Source organism: uncultured Marinobacter sp. (genome assembly GCF_963974375.1).
GTDB lineage: Bacteria > Pseudomonadota > Gammaproteobacteria > Pseudomonadales > Oleiphilaceae > Marinobacter.
On sequence record NZ_CAXBDN010000054.1, the window covers coordinates 1 to 18790 of the forward strand.

Here is an 18790-nt window from a genome sequence, read left to right on the forward strand (position 1 = left end):
ACGGCGATGTTGTAGTGGTCCCGCAGGGCCAGGCACAACTGGCGCAGCAAGGCGGTTTTTCCGGAGCCAACTGGGCCCCCTACTCCAACTCTCAGGCAATGTTTCATGGCATCTTCCTCTTGTCTTCTGGTTCCGGAGTTAGCGCATGATCGGTGACCTTTTCCGGGACACGCCGTAGATACGTCCCTGTAGGCTCGTAAAAAACATCCCTGTTTTTTACGGTCCCGGAAAAGGTCCCCGACCACGCGCTCTCGAACTCCGAGTAGCCTTCAGTAAGTTAAAATCAGCTCCGGAATAACCGGGAGTATTGTGTTTCGTGTAACGCACTGGCCAATGCCAGGCCCGGTAGCATGGGGCCCAGGTCTTCATCCGGTCGGGCCATGGCCTGGTCGACGGCGACTACCAGCCGGGGCCGGAGTCGTTCGGTCAGGCGCTGGGCGGCGGTGTGGCCCAGTGGCAGGGCTTTGCAGGCCACTGCCAGCTGATTTTCCAGCCAGGCCCAGGCGAATCCCAGCAAGGTCTGGCGTACCGGTACCCGTCGGGTGTGGGCCGTCCAGGCGAATACGGTGACGTAGCCCGGTGTCGCCGGCAGGCTGCCTTCCGGGGGCAGCAGTTCAAGGCTGCCCAGCAGGCGGACCAGGGCGGTGCCCAGGCGGGTGTCTTCGTCCACCAGTTCGGCGGTTTCCCGGGTGGCGTGCAGCCAGTCGTTCCAGTGGCTGACGGCGGCTACGTCCTGTTTTGACCAGGCCTGTTGCAGGCGGGCCAGCAGGGGCAGTTCGCAGCGGCTGATGCCGTCTTCCAGTACGCCTTCCAGCCAGTCGCCCAGTTGGTCTTCGTTGGTTACCCAGCCCAGTTCGAAGGCGCTTTCCAGGCCCTGGGACCAGGCGAAGGCGCCGATGGGCAGTGCCGGGCTGGTGAGTTGCATCAGGCCCAGCAGGGCCAGGTCGTCCAGTTGGCCGGCCGTGTTGTCAGTGGCTATGGTCATGGCTGTGGCCGTGCTGGTGGCTGTGGTCATGGCCTGATTTATGGCTATGACTATGGCCGTGGCTGTGTGCTTCCTGGCCGGCTTTGTCGTAGGCGCCGGGTTCGGGGTCGAAGGGGGCCTGGTGGTGTTCCAGGGTGGCGCCCAGGCGCACGGCCAGTTCTTCCAGGACGTGGTCCGGCGGGAATCGCACCCAGCCTTTGCCTTTATCGTCGACGCCGATGGCCAGGGAGACGTGGCGGTTGCCCAGGTGGTAGCACAACCGGGCCAGGGGCATGCCGGGGTCGATGTGGGCGCTGGTGACGGGTTCGTCTGCGGCCTTGATGCGGATAACCTCGCCGCCGGCGGCTTGCAGGCAGTCGCCGCTACGCAGTACCGGGCCACGGTCCAGGAACAGGCCCACGTCGTGGCCGTTGTCGGTGGTGGCCCGCAGCCGGCCGCGGATGCGCAGTTCGTACGGCAGGGTCAGGGTGTCGTAGATCTCTGCCTGTTCTGTGGGCTCTATTCGTTGTGTCAGTTCAAGCATGCTTGTCCCCTGGTTGGCAGTCCCGTGGAATGTCTTTGCTCACAGGTGTGCTCCTCAAAACAGGTGGTAACGCTGGGCCAGGGGCAGCTCAGTGGCTGGCTCGCAGGTCAGCAGTTCGCCGTCGGCATGCACTTCGTAAGTCTGCGGGTCCACGGTGATGTGGGGGCAGGCGTCGTTGAGTTTCATGTCGGTCTTGCGCACGCTGCGGACGTTTTTGCAGGCAGACAGCGGGCTGTGCAGGCCCAGTTCCTTGCCGATGCCGGCGTCCAGGGCCACCTGGCTGACGAAGCTGACGCGGGTCGCGCTGGCGGCCCGGCCCAGGGCGCCGAACATGGTGCGGTAGTGCACCGGCTGCGGCGTGGGGATGGAGGCGTTGGGGTCACCCATCGGTGCTGCAGCGATCATGCCGCCTTTCAGGATGAGCGCGGGTTTTACACCGAAAAACGCCGGATCCCACAGCACCAGGTCGGCCATTTTGCCGTTTTCTATGGAGCCCACCTCATGGGCGATGCCGTGGGTGATGGCCGGGTTGATGGTGTATTTGGCGATGTAGCGTTTGCTGCGGAAGTTGTCCGCGCCCTGGCTTTCGTCTTCCGGCAGCAGGCCCCGCTGGACTTTCATTTTATGGGCGGTTTGCCAGGTCCGGCAGACCACTTCGCCGACCCGGCCCATGGCCTGGGAGTCGGAGGCGATCATGGAGATCACGCCCAGGTCGTGCAGGATGTCTTCTGCGGCGATGGTCTCCCGACGAATCCGGGAATCGGCGAAGGCCACGTCTTCCGGGATGTTGGGATCCAGGTGGTGGCACACCATCAGCATGTCCAGGTGTTCGTCGATGGTGTTGACGGTGTAGGGCCGGGTCGGGTTGGTGGACGACGGCAGTACGTAATCCTTGGAGCAGGCGGTGATGATATCGGGGGCATGGCCGCCGCCGGCGCCTTCGGTGTGGTAGGTGTGAATGCAGCGGCCCTTGAAGGCGGCCAGGGTGTCTTCCACAAACCCGGATTCGTTCAGGGTGTCGGTGTGGATGGCCACCTGTACGTCGTATTTGTCGGCAATGGTCAGGCAGTTGTCGATGGAGGCCGGGGTGGTGCCCCAGTCTTCGTGCAGTTTCAGGCCCATGGCGCCGTAGTTGAGTTGCTGCTCCAGCGCTTCCGGCAGGCTGGCGTTGCCTTTGCCGAGAAAGCCGATGTTCATGGGCATGTCGTCCACGGCCTGAAGCATTTTGCCGATGTGCCAGGGGCCGGGGGTACAGGTGGTGGCGTTGGTGCCGGTGGCCGGCCCGGTGCCGCCGCCCAGCATGGTGGTGATGCCGCTCATCAGGGCTTCTTCGATCTGCTGAGGGCAGATGAAGTGGATGTGGGAATCGATGCCGCCGGCGGTGAGGATTTTGCCTTCACCGGCGATGATTTCGGTGCCCGGGCCGATGACGATGGTGACGTCCGGCTGGGTGTCGGGGTTGCCGGCTTTGCCGATGGCGGCAATGCGGCCGCGCTGGATGCCCACGTCTGCTTTGACGATGCCCCACCAGTCCAGAATCAGGGCGTTGGTGATGACGGTGTCCATAACGGTTTCGTCGGCGCGCTGGCTCTGGCCCATGCCGTCACGGATGACTTTGCCGCCGCCGAATTTCACTTCGTCGCCGTAGTGGGTAAAGTCTTTTTCCACTTCTATCCAGAGTTCGGTGTCGCCCAGGCGGACGCGGTCCCCGGTGGTGGGGCCGTACATGTCGGCGTAGGCCTGTCTGGTAATTTTCATGTTTTACCCTCGTTCTCTTTTATGGGCTTCCGCGATTTTTGCGGCAGCCTTTTGGATTTGGGTGTCCGGGGCGCTCGGGTAGGTCTTTCCGAAACACGCCCGCAAGTACGTCCATGTAGGGCTCGGCTGTGGCCATCCCTGGCCACAGACGGTTTCGGAAAGACCTACCCGATCACCCCTTGCGAACTTAATTCCTGTCTTCCGCGGCGCGAGTATTGAACTGCAAGACTTTCCTCAAACCTTAAGCATGAAAACCGCTTTTTGGGGCGACCAGCACCATCAGCTTCCGGGACAGGGTTTGGGGCCTCTTTCCAGGACCGTCTCCAGCCAGGGATGGCTGGAGCCGAGCCCCCCAGGGATGGGTTCACGGGCGTGTCCTGGAAAGAGGCACCACACCCTGACCCTGGCACATCGCCCGAAAGCAACTCCCTCATGTATCAAGCTTCCCCATGACATCACCACGGAAGCCGTAGATTTCGCGGCCGCCGGTGTAAGGAATCAAGGTGACTTCGCGGGTCTGGCCGGGTTCGAAGCGGATGGCGGTGCCTGCGGCCACGTCGAGGCGGTAGCCCCGGGCTTTTTTGCGATCGAAGGTCAGGGCCGGGTTGGCTTCGGCGAAGTGGTAGTGAGAGCCGATCTGCACGGGCCGGTCGCCTGTGTTGGCCACTTCCAGGGTGATGCGTTCGCGGCCGGCACAGAGTTCGATGTCGCCGCTTTTGAGTTGGTATTCGCCGGGTATCATCGCAGGCTCCTCAGACTATGGGGTTGTGGACTGTGACCAGCTTGGTGCCGTCCGGGAAGGTGGCTTCTACCTGTACTTCGTCCACCATTTCCGCGATACCTTCCATCACGTCGTCCCGGGTCAGGATTTCCCGGCCGGCACTCATCATGTCCGCCACAGTGCGGACCTCGCGGGCGCCTTCCATGATTTCAGCGCTGATCAGGGCCACGGCTTCCGGGTAGTTGAGTTTGATGCCCCGGGCTTTGCGCCTTTCCGCCAGCAGGGCGGCGGTAAACAGCATGAGCTTGTCTTTGTCTCTTGGGGTCAGTTCCATGGTGCTCTCCATATACTTTGGGTGCATCGGCGAGCGGGTATGTCCTTCCGGGACACGCCGTAAATCCCTCCATGGAGGCTCGACAAAAACATCCATGTTTTTGTCGGTCCCGGAAGGACATACCCGCTCACCGCTTCAGGCTTTTGAGTTAAACCAGTCATGTCAGCCAGATCCTGGGTATATGGGCCGGCTGGCCGTTCAGTGCCGGGCGGAGCAGTTCCCAGGCTTGCTGGCAGATTGCCCAGGCCTCGTTGCGCTCGTTGCCCAGATAGCGCAGTAGCAGCACGCCGTGGCGTCGGGTGACGGCCCAGCGGCTGTGGTCGGGCAGGTTTGCCCGCAGTTCTTCGATGGCGGCGGCTTCGTCTTCCAGGCCGGCTACCCACAGGGTGGCTTGTACGGTGGCGCCGCCCTGGCCCCATTTGCCGCGGAAGCGGCGGTGTTTCGGGTCCAGTATCTGGCGTTCCTGCCACAGGGGTTTGCCGTCTCTGGTCAGGCGGAAGCTCTGTTCCAGATGGCCGGTGACAAAGGGCAGATCGCTGGCCGGGCGGCCGAGGGCGAGGATTTCCCAGCCCAGGCAGCGGGCGGCGCCGGTCAGTTCTATGGTGGTGCTCTGGTGGCCCCGGGAGCCGTCGAAGGCGAGGGTTTCCTGGGGCAGGTACTCGAGGATGCCTTTGTCTTCTACCTGCAGCCGGGTGTGCTGGGCCCAGGCGACGCCGTGGCTGTCGGCCTTGTAGAGTTTGGCGGCGGCCGGGGTGGTCAGCAGGGCCTGGGCGCGTTCGCCTACGGTGGCGCTGATGCTCAGGGCGTCGCCGCTGACCAGGCCGCCCGGAGGGTGCAGCAGATATACGTGGCAGCAGCCGTTTTTGCCTTCCGGGTAGAAGGGCCGCTGTACCCGCAACGGGCCCATGTGACGGGCCCGGGCCAGGCGAGTTACCGTTCGCAGGCCCTCTTCCCGGTTTACGAAGCCCAGGTCCAGGGACGCAGCCCAGCGCCGGCCCTGGTCGAACCGGTGGCCGGACTCGGCCAGGGGCGGAATGGCCTGATAAATAGTCATACGGTCAGGTGTTTCTTGATGAGTTCGTCAGACAGCCCGGCGATCTCTCCTTCCGCCACCCGGCGGCCCCGGTCGAGTATGGCGAAGCGGTCGGCGTATTTGCGGGCGAAGGGTAGCTTCTGCTCCACCAACAGCACGGTCAGGCCGTCCTCCTTGATCAGTCGGCGGATGACTTCGCCGATCTGGGTGACGATGTTGGGCTGGATGCCCTCCCCCGGTTCGTCGAGAATCAGCAACCTCGGCTCCAGCACCAGGGCCCGGCCGATGGCCAGTTGCTGTTGCTGGCCGCCGGACAGGTCACCGCCGCGCCGGTTTTTCATTTCCTTCAATACCGGGAACAGGTCGTAGATGCGCGGGGGGATGGATTTCAGGCCATCGCCCCGGGCCGCCAGACCGGTGCGCAGGTTTTCTTCCACGGTCATCAGCGGGAAGATCTGCCGGCCCTGGGGAACGTAGCCGATACCCAGGCGGGAGCGGTCTTCGATCTTGCGCTTGGTGAGCTCCACGTCGCCGGCGAAGCGGATATTGCCATCAGAGGTAGTCTCCTCACCCATTACGCATTTCATCAGGGTGGTCTTGCCAACGCCGTTGCGGCCCATTACGCAGGTACACTTGCCCTCGGGCACGTCCAGGTCCAGGTCCCACAAGGTGTGGCTCTCGCCGTAGAACTGGTTCAGTTTTTCGATCTGTAACATCAGGCCTCCTCCCCGAGATACACCTTGATGACTTCCGGGTCGCTGGAGACCTGGTCCATGGTGCCTTCCGCCAGCACGCTGCCCTGGTGCAGTACCGTCACCTGGCGGGCAATGGAGCGGACAAAGCCCATATCGTGCTCCACCACCACTACCGATTGTTTACCGGCAAGGCTCGTGAGCAGTTCGGCGGTGCGTTCCATTTCCTGTTCGGTCATGCCCGCTACCGGCTCATCCACCAGCAGCAGCCGTGGTCGCTGCATCAGCAGCATGCCGATTTCCAGCCACTGTTTCTGGCCGTGGGACAGGATGCCCGCCGGGCGATCCCGCAGGTCGGTCAGGCCGATCATTTCCAGCACTTCGTCGATGCGCTCCCGGAATTCCGGTTTCATCACTGCCGTCAGTGTCGGGAATACCCGCTTGTCGGCGGCCATGGCCAGTTCCAGGTTCTCGAACACGGTGAGTGCCTCAAACACCGTGGGCTTCTGGAACTTGCGGCCGATTCCCAGGCTGGCGATGTCCGGTTCGCTCATGGTCAGCAGGTTGTGGCGACTGCCGAACCAGACCGATCCGGTATCCGGCCGGGTTTTTCCGGTGATGATGTCCATCATGGTGGTCTTGCCCGCACCGTTGGGGCCGATGATGCAGCGCAGTTCGCCATCATCGATGGTCAGGTTCAGGTTGTTGATGGCCTTGAAGCCGTCGAAGCTGACGTTGACATCTTCCAGGTACAGAATCGGCCCGTGGCGCACATCCACCGGGGACGCCGCCGGGGCTATAAAATCAAAGACCCTGTCCCGCTGGGAGAGTTGCTCGATCAGTCTCATGCAGTGGCCTCCCTGGCTTCGGGGTTGTCTTTGCCCTCAGTATCATCGCTGCCCTTGCGGGACTGGCGCAGGTTCGATACCAGGCCGGCAATACCTTTGGGCAGGAACACGGTCACCAGCACAAACAGCGCACCGAGCGCGAACAACCAGGCATCCGGCATCACTCCAGTAAAGACGGTTTTGGCGTAGTTCACCAGAATGGCGCCGATGACCGCACCATAAAGCGTGGCGCGTCCACCCAGGGCGACCCACACCACGATCTCGATGGAGAAGATGGGCGAGAACTCGCTGGGGTTGATGATGCCCACCTGCGGCACATAAAGTGCACCGGCCACACCGGCCAACATGGCGGAGACCACGAACACGAACAGCTGTACCCGCTCCACCCGGTAACCCAGGAACCGGGTACGGGCCTCGGCATCACGGCAGGCCACGCTGACCCGGCCCAGCTTGCTGGTGACAATGCCGCGGCAGATCAGGTAGCCAATGGCGAGGGCAATGCCGGTGGCGAGGAACAGCCCCAGCCGGGTAGCGTCACTGCGCAGGTTAAAGCCGAGCAGATCCCGGAAATCGGTCAGGCCGTTGTTGCCACCAAAACCCATTTCGTTGCGGAAGAACGCGAGCATCAGGGCAAAGGTCAGGGCCTGGGTGATGATGGACAGGTACACCCCGGTCACCCGTGAGCGGAACGCCAGCCAGCCGAACACCAGGGCCAGCAGGCCCGGCGCCAGCAGCACCATGGCAAAGGCAAACCAGGCCATATCAAAGCCCTGCCAGTACCAGGGCAGCGACTCCCAGCTCAGGAACACCATGAAGTCCGGCAGTATCGGATCACCATAGGTGCCGCGATCGCCGATCTGGCGCATCAGGTACATGCCCATGGCGTAGCCGCCGAGGGCAAAAAAGGCACCGTGACCCAGGCTGAGAATGCCCAGGTAACCCCACACCAGATCAACCGCTACCGCCAGCAGTGCGTAGCACAGGTACTTGCCCAGCAGGTTGACCGTGTAAGCACTCACATACAGCGGGTGCCCCGGATCCAGAGCCAGGTGCAAAATGGTGACCAGCACCATGGCGGCAAACAGCACGCCAAGAAATATCTGGGTAGAGCGCTCCTGTAATGGTCTTGTTAACCACATATCGTGTCCCTTCTGACTGATTTTTTTAGATTAGTTAGACGAGACACACCCTAGCCCTCCGCCGCACGGCCCTTCTGGGGAAAGAGTCCCCGGGGGCGTTTCTGAATGAACAGGATGATGAACACCAGCACGATGATCTTGGCCAGTACGGCGCCAGCCCAGGGTTCGAGCAGCTGGTTGATGGTGCCCAGGGTCAGACCGGCCACCAGGGTGCCCCACAGGTTGCCGACACCGCCGAAGACCACCACCATGAACGAGTCAATGATGTAGTTCTGGCCCAGGTTCGGTCCCACGTTGGTGAGCTGTGACAAGGCCACACCGGCCAGACCGGCCACGCCGGAACCCAGGGCGAAGGTCATGATGTCGACCCGGGTGGCGCGGATGCCCATGGACCGGGCCATGGCCCGGTTCTGGGTGACGGCCCGCACTTCCAGCCCCAGCCGGGTCCTGCGCATGATCAGCATCAGTGCCGCGAACACCACCAGGGCAAAGCCCAGCACGTACATGCGGTTCAGGGTCAGCGACAGGGCGTCATTGATCACCAGCGAGCCACTCATCCATTCCGGCGTGACCACCGGGCGGTTGAGGGGCGAAATAACGGTACGGACCAGCTGCTGCAGGATCAGACTGACCCCGAAGGTAGCCAGCAGGGTTTCCAGGGGGCGGCCCTTGAGGAACTGGATAACACCCCGCTCAATGGCGATGCCCACCAGGGCGGCCACCATGAAGCCGGCAGGAATGGAAAGTATCAGCGCCAGGCCGGGCTGACCGGGCAACAGCTGCTGCATGCCCCAGGTGGTGTAGGCCCCCAACATGATCAGTTCGCCATGGGCCATGTTGATGACACCCATAACCCCAAAGGTAATGGCCAGACCAATGGCCGCCAGTACCAGCACAGAGCCCAGGGACAAACCGAAATACAGGGTTTGTGCGGCACGGTTCATCTTCAGCTTTTGCTCAACCGACAGCAGGGCCTTTTTGGCTTCGGCCACCAGCAGTGGGTTGTCGCTGCGGGTGGCCTGGTTCAGTGCCGCCCGGGCGTTACTGTGGAGACTCCCGGCCAATACGGCCACGGCGTCGATGTCGCCCTGCCCTACGTCGTAAATGGCAAGGGCCTGTTCCAGCCGGTTGATGACCCGGCCGTCGGTCTCTTCTTCAAGAACCGCTCTGAGCGGCTCTACCATGGATTCGTCGACGTTGCCCAGCAGGCCTTCTGCCGCTGTGCGACGGGTCTCGACCCGCTCAGCGTAGAGGTCGAGCAGCGCGAGGGTGCTTTGCAGCTGGCTACGAAGTGCATTGTTGATGTTGATGCGATCAAGATCGCGGCGGGAGACCTCACCCAGATTCTCACCGGTGAGGGCGTCCGCTACCGTCCAGTCACGGCCCCGGTTGTCCAGCACAATGACCAGCTGTCCGGTGCGGCGATTCTGACTCGGGCGGTTATTCCCGTAGGCGGCCAGCCACTGGCGCGCACGTTCGTCGCCACTGGCCACAATATCGTCGAGAGCCTGCTGTTGCTGGGCGCCGGCAGCGCCGGCCAGTGCTTCCAGCAATGCCTGTCCCGGATCGTTTTCGTCTGCCACAAGTCCGCCGGAGAACGCCAGCAGGCAGGCAAGCAGTGTCCCTGTGAGCGATCGGAGGATGCTCATGGTTCAGTCCTGTCTTGGAATTGAGGAATGGAATTTCGTGAGCCTTGCAACGGCCGAAACCGGCAGCGGGAGCCAACATACCGGCCCCCGCTATTCGACGCTTATTCGCCCAGAGCTTCGGCCGCTTCTTCCTTGGCCTTGCTGCCACCGCAAGCGCCTTCGGCCACGTTGTAGTTACCGCAGCGCATGGGCACGCGCCAGTCGGCGATCAGGTCACGGGAGCCCGGCAGGAAATCAGACCAGGCGTCGCCAGCAACAGTGGACGGGGTCTGCCAGACGATGGAGAACTGGCCGTTGTCCTGGATTTCACCAATCAGCACCGGCTTGGTGATGTGATGGTTGGGCATCATGGCAGCGTAGCCACCGGTCAGGTTGGGTACCGCGACTCCGATGATGGCGTCCTTGATAGCGTCAGGATCGGTGGTTCCTGCCTTGCGAACGGCCTCTGCCCACATGTTGAAGCCGATGTAGTGGGCTTCCATCGGATCGTTGGTCACCGCGTTTTCGTCACCGGTGAATTCGATCCAGGCATCAATGAAGTCGTAGTTGACGTCGCTGTCCACGCTCATGAAATAGTTCCAGGCGGCCAGATGGCCCACCAGTGGTCCTGTGTCAAGACCGGACAGCTCCTGCTCGCCAACGGAGAAGGCGACGACAGGAATATCGGTAGCGGAAATGCCCTGGTTGCCCAGTTCACGGTAGAAGGGAACGTTGGCGTCGCCGTTGATGGTGGACACCACGGCAGTTTTCTTGCCGGCAGAACCGAAGCGCTTGATGTCGGCAACGATGTTCTGCCAGTCAGAGTGACCGAACGGGGTGTAGTTGATCATGATGTCTTCTGCCGCCACACCGCTGTCTTTCAGGTAGGCTTCCAGAATGCGGTTGGTGGTCCGGGGGTAGACGTAGTCAGTGCCCGCCAGCACCCAGCGCTCGACACCGATTTCGTTCATCAGGTAATCCACCGCAGGAATCGCCTGCTGGTTGGGCGCGGCGCCAGTATAGAAGACGTTCTCGGAAGACTCTTCCCCTTCATACTGAACCGGGTAGAACAGCAGACCGTTCAGCTCTTCCACCACCGGCAGAACCGCTTTGCGGGAGACCGACGTCCAGTTACCGAAAATCACGTCCACTTTTTCCTGGGCCAACAGTTCACGGGCACGCTCCGCAAACAGGGGCCAGTTGGAGGCCGGGTCCACCACCACGGCTTCCAGCTCGCGACCCAGCAGGCCGCCCTCCGCGTTCTGCTGTTCAACCAGCATCAGGATGGTGTCTTTCAATGCGGTTTCACTGATGGCCATGGTGCCGGAAAGGGAATGCAGTACACCTACCTTGATCGGACCTTCTTCTGCATAGAGAGTGGTGCTGCCCAGGGTAAGGGCCGCGGCGGCCAGCAAGCTGCCCAGTTTCGTCGAAACGCTTTTTTTAACATTGGTCACGTGTGCTTCTCCTTGCTTTTTTTGAATACTCAGTGCGCGGGTTTAGCGCAGGGCGGAGTGTGAGCAACCGCCTCGTGCACTGAGTTTTGCAAGGTGTGTGCCAGACTGGGGCCGCTCATTTAAATCTTTTTTTATCAATGACTTGTCAATATTACGCGGAATGGAGACAGGAACTCAGGAGCGTGTTTGGTGCATGCGCCACCGGATAAGGCACTAATCAGGAGCGGTCTTCAGGCAAAATGCACCAAATTGGATCACAAGCAGGCGCTGGCACCGAAGAAGTGCGGCACAGGTCATCCTCCGGTGAAAACCCACACAAAACGCAGAATGTCCGCCATACAGCATTAATAAAAGCTATACAGCAATCTGCCCTGTCAGCATTGAAAACAGGGGGGGGAACCATGGATAGCTGTGGCGGTCAATCTTGCCTTAAGGCGACTCGTTGGATAGGCTCTTGTCCTTGTTCCGGCAACAACCTCATGACGGTAAGGCCAAAGCGCCTGACTGAAACAATCTAGTCGTACGACCGGTCAGCCCACTGGCCAGAAACGGAGTCTCAGTTACCTATGCTGCTAGCCGTACTATCGGGTTTCCTGCTGGCCATTGCCGCCCCCCTCGTGCACCGTTTCAGCGGCCGTTATGTCGGGTGGGTCCTGGCCATACTGCCAGCGGTGCTGGCAGGTTATTTTGCAGGCTTTATTCCCGAGGTCAGCGCAGGTCAGTCGGTGTTGCTGGAATATGCCTGGCTGCCGGGTCTTGGCATCAACCTGAACTTTCTGGTCGACGGTCTTTCCCTCACCTTTGCGTTACTGATCAGTGTTATCGGCACCTTTATACTGATTTATGCGGGCTCCTATCTCGACGGCCACCCCTATCTGGCCCGCTTCTTCGTCATCATGCTGTCGTTTATGGCCTCCATGCTGGGCCTGGTGCTGTCCGACAATCTGGTGAGCCTGTTTGTATTCTGGGAACTCACCAGTATCACCTCCTACATGCTGATCGGCTTCAATCACGAAGACATGGACGCCCGCAAATGCGCCCTGCAAGGCCTCTTCGTGACTGCCGCCGGCGGTCTGGCACTGATGGCGGGCCTGATTCTGCTGGCGGCCATGTCCGGCAGTTACTCACTGTCCGAAATTCTGGCGTCGAATGAACCCCTGCATCAGCATGCCTTCTACACCGCGGCGGTGATCTGCATTCTCGCCGGTGCCTTTACCAAGTCTGCCCAGACCCCGTTCCACTTCTGGTTGCCCAATGCCATGGCCGCGCCGACACCGGTATCGGCCTATCTGCACTCCGCCACCATGGTCAAAGCCGGCATTTATCTGATGGCGCGGCTGAACCCGTCGCTCGGTGAAGGCGAACTGTGGAGCCATGCACTGATGTTCTTCGGTGCCCTGACCATGTTTGTCGGCGCCTGGTTTGCCTTCAGCAGTACCGGTATCAAGAAGGTCCTGGCCTATTCGACGATCATGGCCCTGGGCACCCTGACCCTGCTGATCGGTATCGGCACAGAACTGGCCATGACGGCGTTTGCCTGCTTCCTGGTGGCGCACTCCCTCTATAAGGGTGCCCTGTTCATGATTGCCGGTGCCCTGGACCATGAAACCGGCACCAAGGACATTACCCGTATGGGCGGTTTGCGGCACAGCATGCCCCTGACGGCGCTGTTCGCCTGTCTCGCAGCGCTGTCGCTGGCCGGACTGCCGCCCCTGTTCGGATTTATCGCCAAGGAGTTGTTGTTCGAGGCAGTTCTGGCGGCTCCCTTCTGGTCAACGGCGCTCACCCTGGTGGCCGTCGCTTCCGCCATGCTGGTGGTGGGTGTGGCCGGTCTGGTGGCGGTGAAGCCCTTCTTCGGAGCCGCCGGCAACACTCCCAAAACGCCCCACGAGGCGCCGGTGGGCATGCTGGCCGGGCCGGCCTTCCTGTCAATCACCGCACTGGTGTTCGGCCTGCTGCCCTGGTTTCCGGAAGCCGCCTTTCTGCAACCGGCCATGTCGGCCGTGGCCGGTTACAACGTAGATTCCTATCTGGCGCTGTGGCATGGCGTGAATGAGCCGCTGATTCTTTCCGGCATAAGTCTCGCTCTGGGCATTCTGCTTTATCGGATGTGGCCGAAACTGCAGCCCAACCTTTATGCCATCAACACCGCAGGCGCCAGATTTGGTCCGGAAGCCGGCTACTTCAGGTTTATGGAAGGTATAACCTATCTCGCCAGCTGGCAGACCCGGGTTCTGCAGAATGGCGTTCTCGGTTTGTATCTGCTGCTGCTGGTGGCCGTCACTTTCGGTCTTACGGGGTATACCCTGGTGACCCGTTTCGACGTCAATCTGTCGCTGAGCCTGGCCGACAGCCACTTTTACGAATGGGGCATTGCCCTGTTGCTGGTGGCCTCTGCAGTGTTCGCCAGCTCTACCCACTCGCGGCTTGGCTCCGTCGCCTCGGTGGGTGTCATGGGCTTTGCGGTGGCGCTGATATTCATTCTGTTCAGCGCCCCCGATCTGGGTATCACCCAGTTGCTGGTAGAAACCCTGACCGTGATCCTGCTGGTACTGGTGCTGTTCAAACTGCCGGAATTCGTCAACCTGTCGTCGCCCTTTGAGCGCATCCGCGACCTGAGTGTGGCAATTTTTGCAGGCTTGGTCATGACGCTGCTGATGCTGGCCACCCTGGACATTCAGTACTTCGAGCCCATCTCCTCCTACTACGTCGAGAACAGCGGTCCTCTGGCCTACGGCCGCAATATTGTGAACGTGATTCTGGTGGACTTCCGGGCGCTGGATACCCTGGGTGAAATCTTTGTTCTGGCCCTGGCAGCGCTGGGCGTTCACAGCATGCTCAAGCTCAAGGCGGAGGATCAGCACAAGCCATGAAATCCAATACCCTGATACTCCACACCGCAGCGCTGTTTATCATGCCGCTGCAGCTGATGTTCTCGGTGTTTTTGCTGCTTCGAGGTCACGATGAGCCCGGCGGCGGCTTTATCGGCGGACTGGTGGCTGCCAGTGCCTTTGTGCTCTATGCGTTTTCTTTCGGCGCTGAAGCCACCCGCAAGCTGATGCGCATGTGGCCCCGTGATTTCCTGGCAATCGGGTTGTTACTGGGCCTGGCCTCGACATTGCCGGCCATTTTCTCGGGTCAACCCATTTTTACCGCCCACTGGTGGGAGCTGCCGCTACCAGGCGATGACTACCTCAAGCTTTCGACGGTACTGATTTTTGATATCGGCGTGTATCTGGCGGTGCTGGGTACCATCACCATTTTCGTGATCGGACTGATGGAGGCGGAAGAAGATTGACCACACTCAACCACTGGCTGTCGCAATCGGTCAGCCAACGTCACCGGCATGAAGGGAGAAGTGCATGGAAACCCTGATGGCCTATGTTGTCGGCCTGCTGTTTGCCTGTGCCATCTACATGATGCTGCGGCGCTCTATCGTCAAGCTGGTTATCGGACTGATGCTGTTGAGCAACTCCGCAAACCTGCTGATTTTTGTGGTCGCCGGTATGACCCGGGGTGCCCCGCCACTGATTCCCGAAGGCGCCATGGCACCGGCCGGGGCGGTAGCTGACCCACTGCCCCAGGCACTGATCCTGACCGCCATTGTGATTGCGTTCGGGGTGCTGGCGTTTTCCGTGGTACTGATTCGCCGTGCCTACGAGATTGTACAAACTGACGATCTGGACCAGATGAAGGATACCGATACTTGATTTTGGAACTCGCTCTCCCGATTCTGATTCCGTTGTTTGCCGGCGCCCTGTCACTGGCACTGTGGCGCTCGGTACGTTTCCAGCGAATTCTGGCCGTAGCCGCCACCCTGGCCATGCTGATCAGTGGCGTCTGGCTGTTACGCAGCACCATGGACCAGGGCTTTCTGGTGATGGAGATGGGCAGTTGGCCGGCGCCGTTCAGCATAGTGCTGGTGTCCGATATGCTCAGCGCCATCATGGTAGTACTGAACGGCATTATCGGCCTGGCAATTGCCATCTACTCGCTGGCCTCTACCCCGCGGGGCCACGAGAAGTTCGGCTATTACCCGCTGATGCATCTGCTGCTGGCCGGTGTCGGTGGCTCCTTCCTGACCGGCGACATCTTCAACCTGTTCGTCTGGTTTGAGGTGATGCTGCTGGCATCCTTTGCCCTGCTGACCCTGGGTGGCGAGAAAGCCCAGATGGAAGGCGCCATCAAGTACGTGACCCTGAACCTGTTCTCCTCGGCCATTTTCCTGTCGGCGGTGGGTCTGCTTTACGGCACCATTGGCACCCTGAACATGGCAGATATTGCCCAGAAAGTGGCCGCCACCGAAGACCCGGGAATGATCACGGTTATTGCCATGATGTTCATGGTTTCCTTTGGCATCAAGGCGGCGGCGTTTCCGCTGTTTTTCTGGCTGCCGGCTTCTTATCACACGCCTCAGGTGGCGGTGTCTGCCTTGTTCGCCGGTTTGCTGACCAAGGTGGGGGTGTACGCCCTGTTCCGGGTATTCACCCTGATTTTCACCCAGGACACCGACTACACCCATACCATCCTGTTGTGGGCAGCCACCCTGACCATGCTGACCGGTGTTCTGGGCGCGGCGGCCCAGTTCGAGTTCCGCCGGATACTGTCGTTCCACATCGTCAGTCAGATCGGTTACATGCTGCTGGGCCTGGCTCTGTACACGCCGCTGGCGCTTATCGGTGGCGTGTTCTACATCATGCATCACATCATCGTGAAGACGAATCTGTTCCTGGTCAGCGGCATCGTGTACCGGCTACTGGGCAGCTATGAGCTGAAGAAGCTGGGCGGTGTCTACAAGGCCAAACCTGTGCTGGCGATACTGTTCCTGATCCCCGCCCTGTCCCTGGCCGGCATTCCGCCATTGTCCGGCTTCTTCGCCAAGTTCATCGTGATCCGGGCCGGTATCGAGGCCGGCGAGTGGGTGGTCACCGGTATCGCATTGCTGGTGGGCCTGCTGACCCTCTACTCCATGATCAAGATCTGGGCTGAGGTGTTCTGGAAAAAACTTCCGGAAGACGCCGCCGATCCCTCACGTCTTGAGGGTAAACTCCACGAGAAGCACTCCTGGGCCTACTATGTCCCGGTGGTGGGACTGGGCACCTGTACCGTTCTGATCGGCCTGTGGGGGCAGCCAATCTACGACCTGGCGGAAATGGCCGCTACCCAGTTGCTGAACCCACAGCTCTACATTGAGGCGGTTCTGGGAGAGGGAGCACAACCATGATCGGTTTCTTCTGTAACGTCGCCCTGGCGCTGGCCTGGGTCGCCCTCAGTGGCTCCTTCACCGCGCTGAATTTCCTGACCGGCTTTATTTTTGCCTTTCTGGCGCTGATGGTGCTGCAGAACCATGTGCCGGTGCTGAATGGGTATGCCAAGCGGATTGGCCGTATCATCGCGTTCGTGTTCTATTTTTTGCAGGAACTGATCAAGGCTAACTTCCGGGTTGCCTACGACGTTGCCACCCCGGTCTGGTACATGAAACCCGGTGTGATCGGTTTTCCCCTTGAGGCACAAACCGACGTGGAGATCATGTTCCTCTCCAGTGTGATCTCGCTGACCCCTGGCACCCTGAGCCTGGACATCTCCGATGACCGCAAGGTGCTGTATATCCACGCCATGTTCCTGCAGGATGAAGAAGGCCTGCGTCGGGACCTTAAAGAGCTGGAGCATCGCCTGCTCCAGATCATGCGCTAGGGAGGTCCAGGTTGATCGATTTTGTTATCAACATCGTTTACATCATGCTGTCAGCGGCTCTGTTGATGGCGTTCATACGCCTGACCAGGGGGCCGTCATTGCCTGACCGGGTCGTCGCGCTGGAGCTCATCGCCTCCATCGTCGTGGGCTACGTGGGTGTGCACGCCATCAATACCAACGTATCCAGCCTGCTGGATGTGGCCATTGTTATTGCATTGACAGCGTTTCTGGCCGCCATTGGTTTTGCCAGGTTCGTGGAACGCGGGGGTCGTAAAAATGAGTGACTGGATCGTCAGCATCCTGCTGCTGGCGGGTGCTTCGTTTATGCTGCTGGCCGCCGTAGGCATTGTGCGGCTGCCGGACCTGCCTACCCGTATGCACGCCTCTACCAAGGCCGGTGCCATGGGTGCCATGTTTACCATGGCCGGCGTAGCGATGTACTTTGCCGATTCTGTAGTGCTCACCCGCGCCATTGCGATTATCATCTTCATCCTGCTGACCGCCCCCATCGCCGCACATGTGATTGGCCGCGCCGGCTACTTTGTCGGCGTACCCCTGTGGGACGGCACGGTGAAGGACGAACTTCGGGACAGCTACGATCCGGATACCCACAAGCTTCGTAGCGGTTACGAGGGCAGCCCGGAAAGCATGATTCCTCCGGACCACGATGACGCCAACTCACGCAAAGAGAATGGCTCAGAAAATCAGTAAAACCTTGTAATTAAAAGAATTAAAACAAGGCTGCGATCTGACAGGGTTTTCGTCCCGGGCGAACTGTGTCAGATTAGCAACCGGATCTCGATATAACATGAACTCACGAGACATGAGGTAGTTCCAGCATGGTCAACACAAAAAAAATCCCCTCCGCTAACAACGCATACCAGTACCAGCTGCTGATCAAGCAGCTTCTGGTTTCCGGTCCCCGTTACAACCCGGATCAGGAAATCGTCTACGGCAAACGCAGCAAGTACACCTACACTGACCTGGTGGAACGCATTCACCGGCTGGCCAACGCCCTCACCGAAGCCGGCGTTGGTCCTGGCGACGTGGTTGCCGTCATGGACTGGGACACGCCCCGCTACCTGGAATGCTTTTTCGCCATTCCGATGATTGGTGCCGTGTTGCACACAGTGAACGTGCGCCTGTCCCCTGAACAGATCGTTTACACCATGAACCACGCCGAAGACGACATGGTGCTGGTACACGAAGATTTTGTTCCCCTGCTGGAGCAGGTGCAGGGACAACTGACCACCGTCAAGAGCTACATCCAGCTCACCGACGAGAAAGACGCCAAAGAAACCAGCCTGAATACAATCGGCGAGTACGAAGCACTGCTGGCGAAAGCGGATACTCACTACGACTTCCCGGATTTCGACGAGAACAGCATCGCCACCACCTTCTACACCACCGGTACGACCGGCAACCCGAAGGGTGTGTACTTCAGCCATCGTCAACTGGTACTGCATACCATGGCACAGGTTGGCAGCCTGGCGTCCAGCGACGAATCACCGTTCCTGCGCTCCAACACTGTTTACATGCCGGTCACCCCCATGTTCCACGTGCATGCCTGGGGCATTCCGTATGCCGCCACCATGCTGGGCATCAAGCAGGTCTACCCTGGCCGCTACGAGCCGGAGCTGCTGGTTGACCTGATCAAAGAACACAATGTCACCTTCTCGCACTGCGTACCGACCATCATGCAGATGATGCTGGGTACCGAGTCCATCAAGACTGCAGATCTCAGCAACTGGCACGTTCTGATCGGCGGCAGCGCCATGACCGAAGGTCTGTGCAAGGCCGGCGCCAAGCTGGGTATTCGCATGTACACCGGTTACGGCATGTCGGAGACCTGCCCGCTGCTGGCCGCCACGCACCTGAAGCCGGCCGACCTGGAAGTGCCACTGGAGCAACAGGCGGCCCGTCGGGTACGTACCGGTATCGCGGTACCGCTGGTTCATCTGGAAATCGTCGATCCCGC

The 18790-nt window shown here is 60.4% G+C and carries 20 protein-coding genes; 8 read left to right on the plus strand and 12 right to left on the minus strand.

All coding sequences use genetic code 11. The features are described from left to right. From AAC035_RS06650 to urtA, 12 genes are all read right to left on the minus strand, one after another. The coding region (locus AAC035_RS06650; RefSeq protein ID WP_339801639.1) for a GTP-binding protein at window positions 1-107 on the minus strand (107 nt) is incomplete at its 3' end. Between the two features lie 176 nt (window positions 108-283). Beyond that, complete coding sequence (locus AAC035_RS06655) at window positions 284-985, minus strand: urease accessory protein UreF (RefSeq protein WP_339801586.1); 702 nt, start codon at window positions 983-985, stop codon at window positions 284-286. Continuing rightward, window positions 969-1508, minus strand: a complete 540-nt coding sequence (gene ureE / locus AAC035_RS06660) for an urease accessory protein UreE (protein WP_339801589.1) — start codon at window positions 1506-1508, stop codon at window positions 969-971. Before ureE ends, AAC035_RS06655 begins: the two co-directional genes overlap by 17 nt. A 54-nt stretch (window positions 1509-1562) precedes the next feature. Then, complete coding sequence (gene ureC / locus AAC035_RS06665) at window positions 1563-3266, minus strand: urease subunit alpha (RefSeq protein WP_339801591.1); 1704 nt, start codon at window positions 3264-3266, stop codon at window positions 1563-1565. Window positions 3267-3696: 430 nt separating this feature from the next. Further along, window positions 3697-4008 (minus strand): urease subunit beta, encoded by a 312-nt coding sequence (locus AAC035_RS06670; RefSeq protein ID WP_339801593.1) that lies wholly within the window; start codon window positions 4006-4008, stop codon window positions 3697-3699. A 10-nt stretch (window positions 4009-4018) separates the two neighbouring features. Continuing rightward, window positions 4019-4321, minus strand: a complete 303-nt coding sequence (gene ureA, locus AAC035_RS06675) for an urease subunit gamma (RefSeq protein ID WP_339801596.1) — start codon at window positions 4319-4321, stop codon at window positions 4019-4021. A gap of 157 nt (window positions 4322-4478) precedes the next feature. Continuing rightward, the gene (locus tag AAC035_RS06680; RefSeq protein ID WP_339801599.1) at window positions 4479-5375 is read right to left on the minus strand and encodes an urease accessory protein UreD; all 897 of its coding nucleotides are present in this window, start codon (window positions 5373-5375) and stop codon (window positions 4479-4481) included. Further along, window positions 5372-6070, minus strand: coding sequence for an urea ABC transporter ATP-binding subunit UrtE (gene urtE / locus AAC035_RS06685; RefSeq protein WP_339801602.1), 699 nt, complete (start codon window positions 6068-6070; stop codon window positions 5372-5374). Before urtE ends, AAC035_RS06680 begins: the two co-directional genes overlap by 4 nt. Next, window positions 6070-6894 carry an urea ABC transporter ATP-binding protein UrtD gene (gene urtD / locus AAC035_RS06690; protein ID WP_339801605.1) on the minus strand — a complete coding sequence of 275 codons (825 nt, stop codon included), beginning with the start codon at window positions 6892-6894 and terminating at the stop codon, window positions 6070-6072. The genes urtE and urtD overlap by 1 nt, the downstream gene beginning before the upstream one ends. Then, entirely contained in the window at window positions 6891-8033 is a 1143-nt protein-coding gene (gene urtC, locus AAC035_RS06695; protein WP_339801607.1) for an urea ABC transporter permease subunit UrtC, read from the minus strand. The genes urtD and urtC overlap by 4 nt, the downstream gene beginning before the upstream one ends. Window positions 8034-8083: 50 nt before the next feature. Continuing rightward, a complete protein-coding gene (urtB, locus tag AAC035_RS06700) occupies window positions 8084-9682 on the minus strand; it encodes an urea ABC transporter permease subunit UrtB (protein ID WP_339801609.1) in 1599 nt (532 codons plus the stop codon). Window positions 9683-9783: 101 nt separating this feature from the next. Then, the gene (gene urtA / locus AAC035_RS06705; RefSeq protein ID WP_339801612.1) at window positions 9784-11118 is read right to left on the minus strand and encodes an urea ABC transporter substrate-binding protein; all 1335 of its coding nucleotides are present in this window, start codon (window positions 11116-11118) and stop codon (window positions 9784-9786) included. 566 nt (window positions 11119-11684) lie between these two features. Here urtA and AAC035_RS06710 point away from each other — a divergent pair. From AAC035_RS06710 to AAC035_RS06745, 8 genes are all read left to right on the plus strand, one after another. Then, a complete protein-coding gene (locus tag AAC035_RS06710) occupies window positions 11685-13991 on the plus strand; it encodes a putative monovalent cation/H+ antiporter subunit A (RefSeq protein ID WP_339801615.1) in 2307 nt (768 codons plus the stop codon). Next, window positions 13988-14416 (plus strand): Na+/H+ antiporter subunit B, encoded by a 429-nt coding sequence (locus AAC035_RS06715; protein WP_339801618.1) that lies wholly within the window; start codon window positions 13988-13990, stop codon window positions 14414-14416. Before AAC035_RS06710 ends, AAC035_RS06715 begins: the two co-directional genes overlap by 4 nt. Window positions 14417-14480: 64 nt before the next feature. Beyond that, window positions 14481-14828, plus strand: coding sequence for a Na+/H+ antiporter subunit C (locus tag AAC035_RS06720; RefSeq protein ID WP_339801622.1), 348 nt, complete (start codon window positions 14481-14483; stop codon window positions 14826-14828). Further along, window positions 14825-16342, plus strand: coding sequence for a Na+/H+ antiporter subunit D (locus AAC035_RS06725; protein ID WP_339801625.1), 1518 nt, complete (start codon window positions 14825-14827; stop codon window positions 16340-16342). The genes AAC035_RS06720 and AAC035_RS06725 overlap by 4 nt, the downstream gene beginning before the upstream one ends. After that, on the plus strand, window positions 16339-16812 hold the full coding sequence (locus AAC035_RS06730; protein WP_339801628.1) for a Na+/H+ antiporter subunit E: 474 nt from the start codon (window positions 16339-16341) through the stop codon (window positions 16810-16812). Before AAC035_RS06725 ends, AAC035_RS06730 begins: the two co-directional genes overlap by 4 nt. Before the next feature lie 11 nt (window positions 16813-16823). Then, a complete protein-coding gene (locus tag AAC035_RS06735) occupies window positions 16824-17096 on the plus strand; it encodes a monovalent cation/H+ antiporter complex subunit F (protein ID WP_339801631.1) in 273 nt (90 codons plus the stop codon). Next, window positions 17089-17523, plus strand: a complete 435-nt coding sequence (gene mnhG, locus AAC035_RS06740) for a monovalent cation/H(+) antiporter subunit G (protein WP_339801634.1) — start codon at window positions 17089-17091, stop codon at window positions 17521-17523. Before AAC035_RS06735 ends, mnhG begins: the two co-directional genes overlap by 8 nt. A gap of 128 nt (window positions 17524-17651) precedes the next feature. Beyond that, a partial coding sequence (locus AAC035_RS06745; protein WP_339801636.1) for an AMP-binding protein occupies window positions 17652-18790 on the plus strand: 1139 nt, incomplete at its 3' end.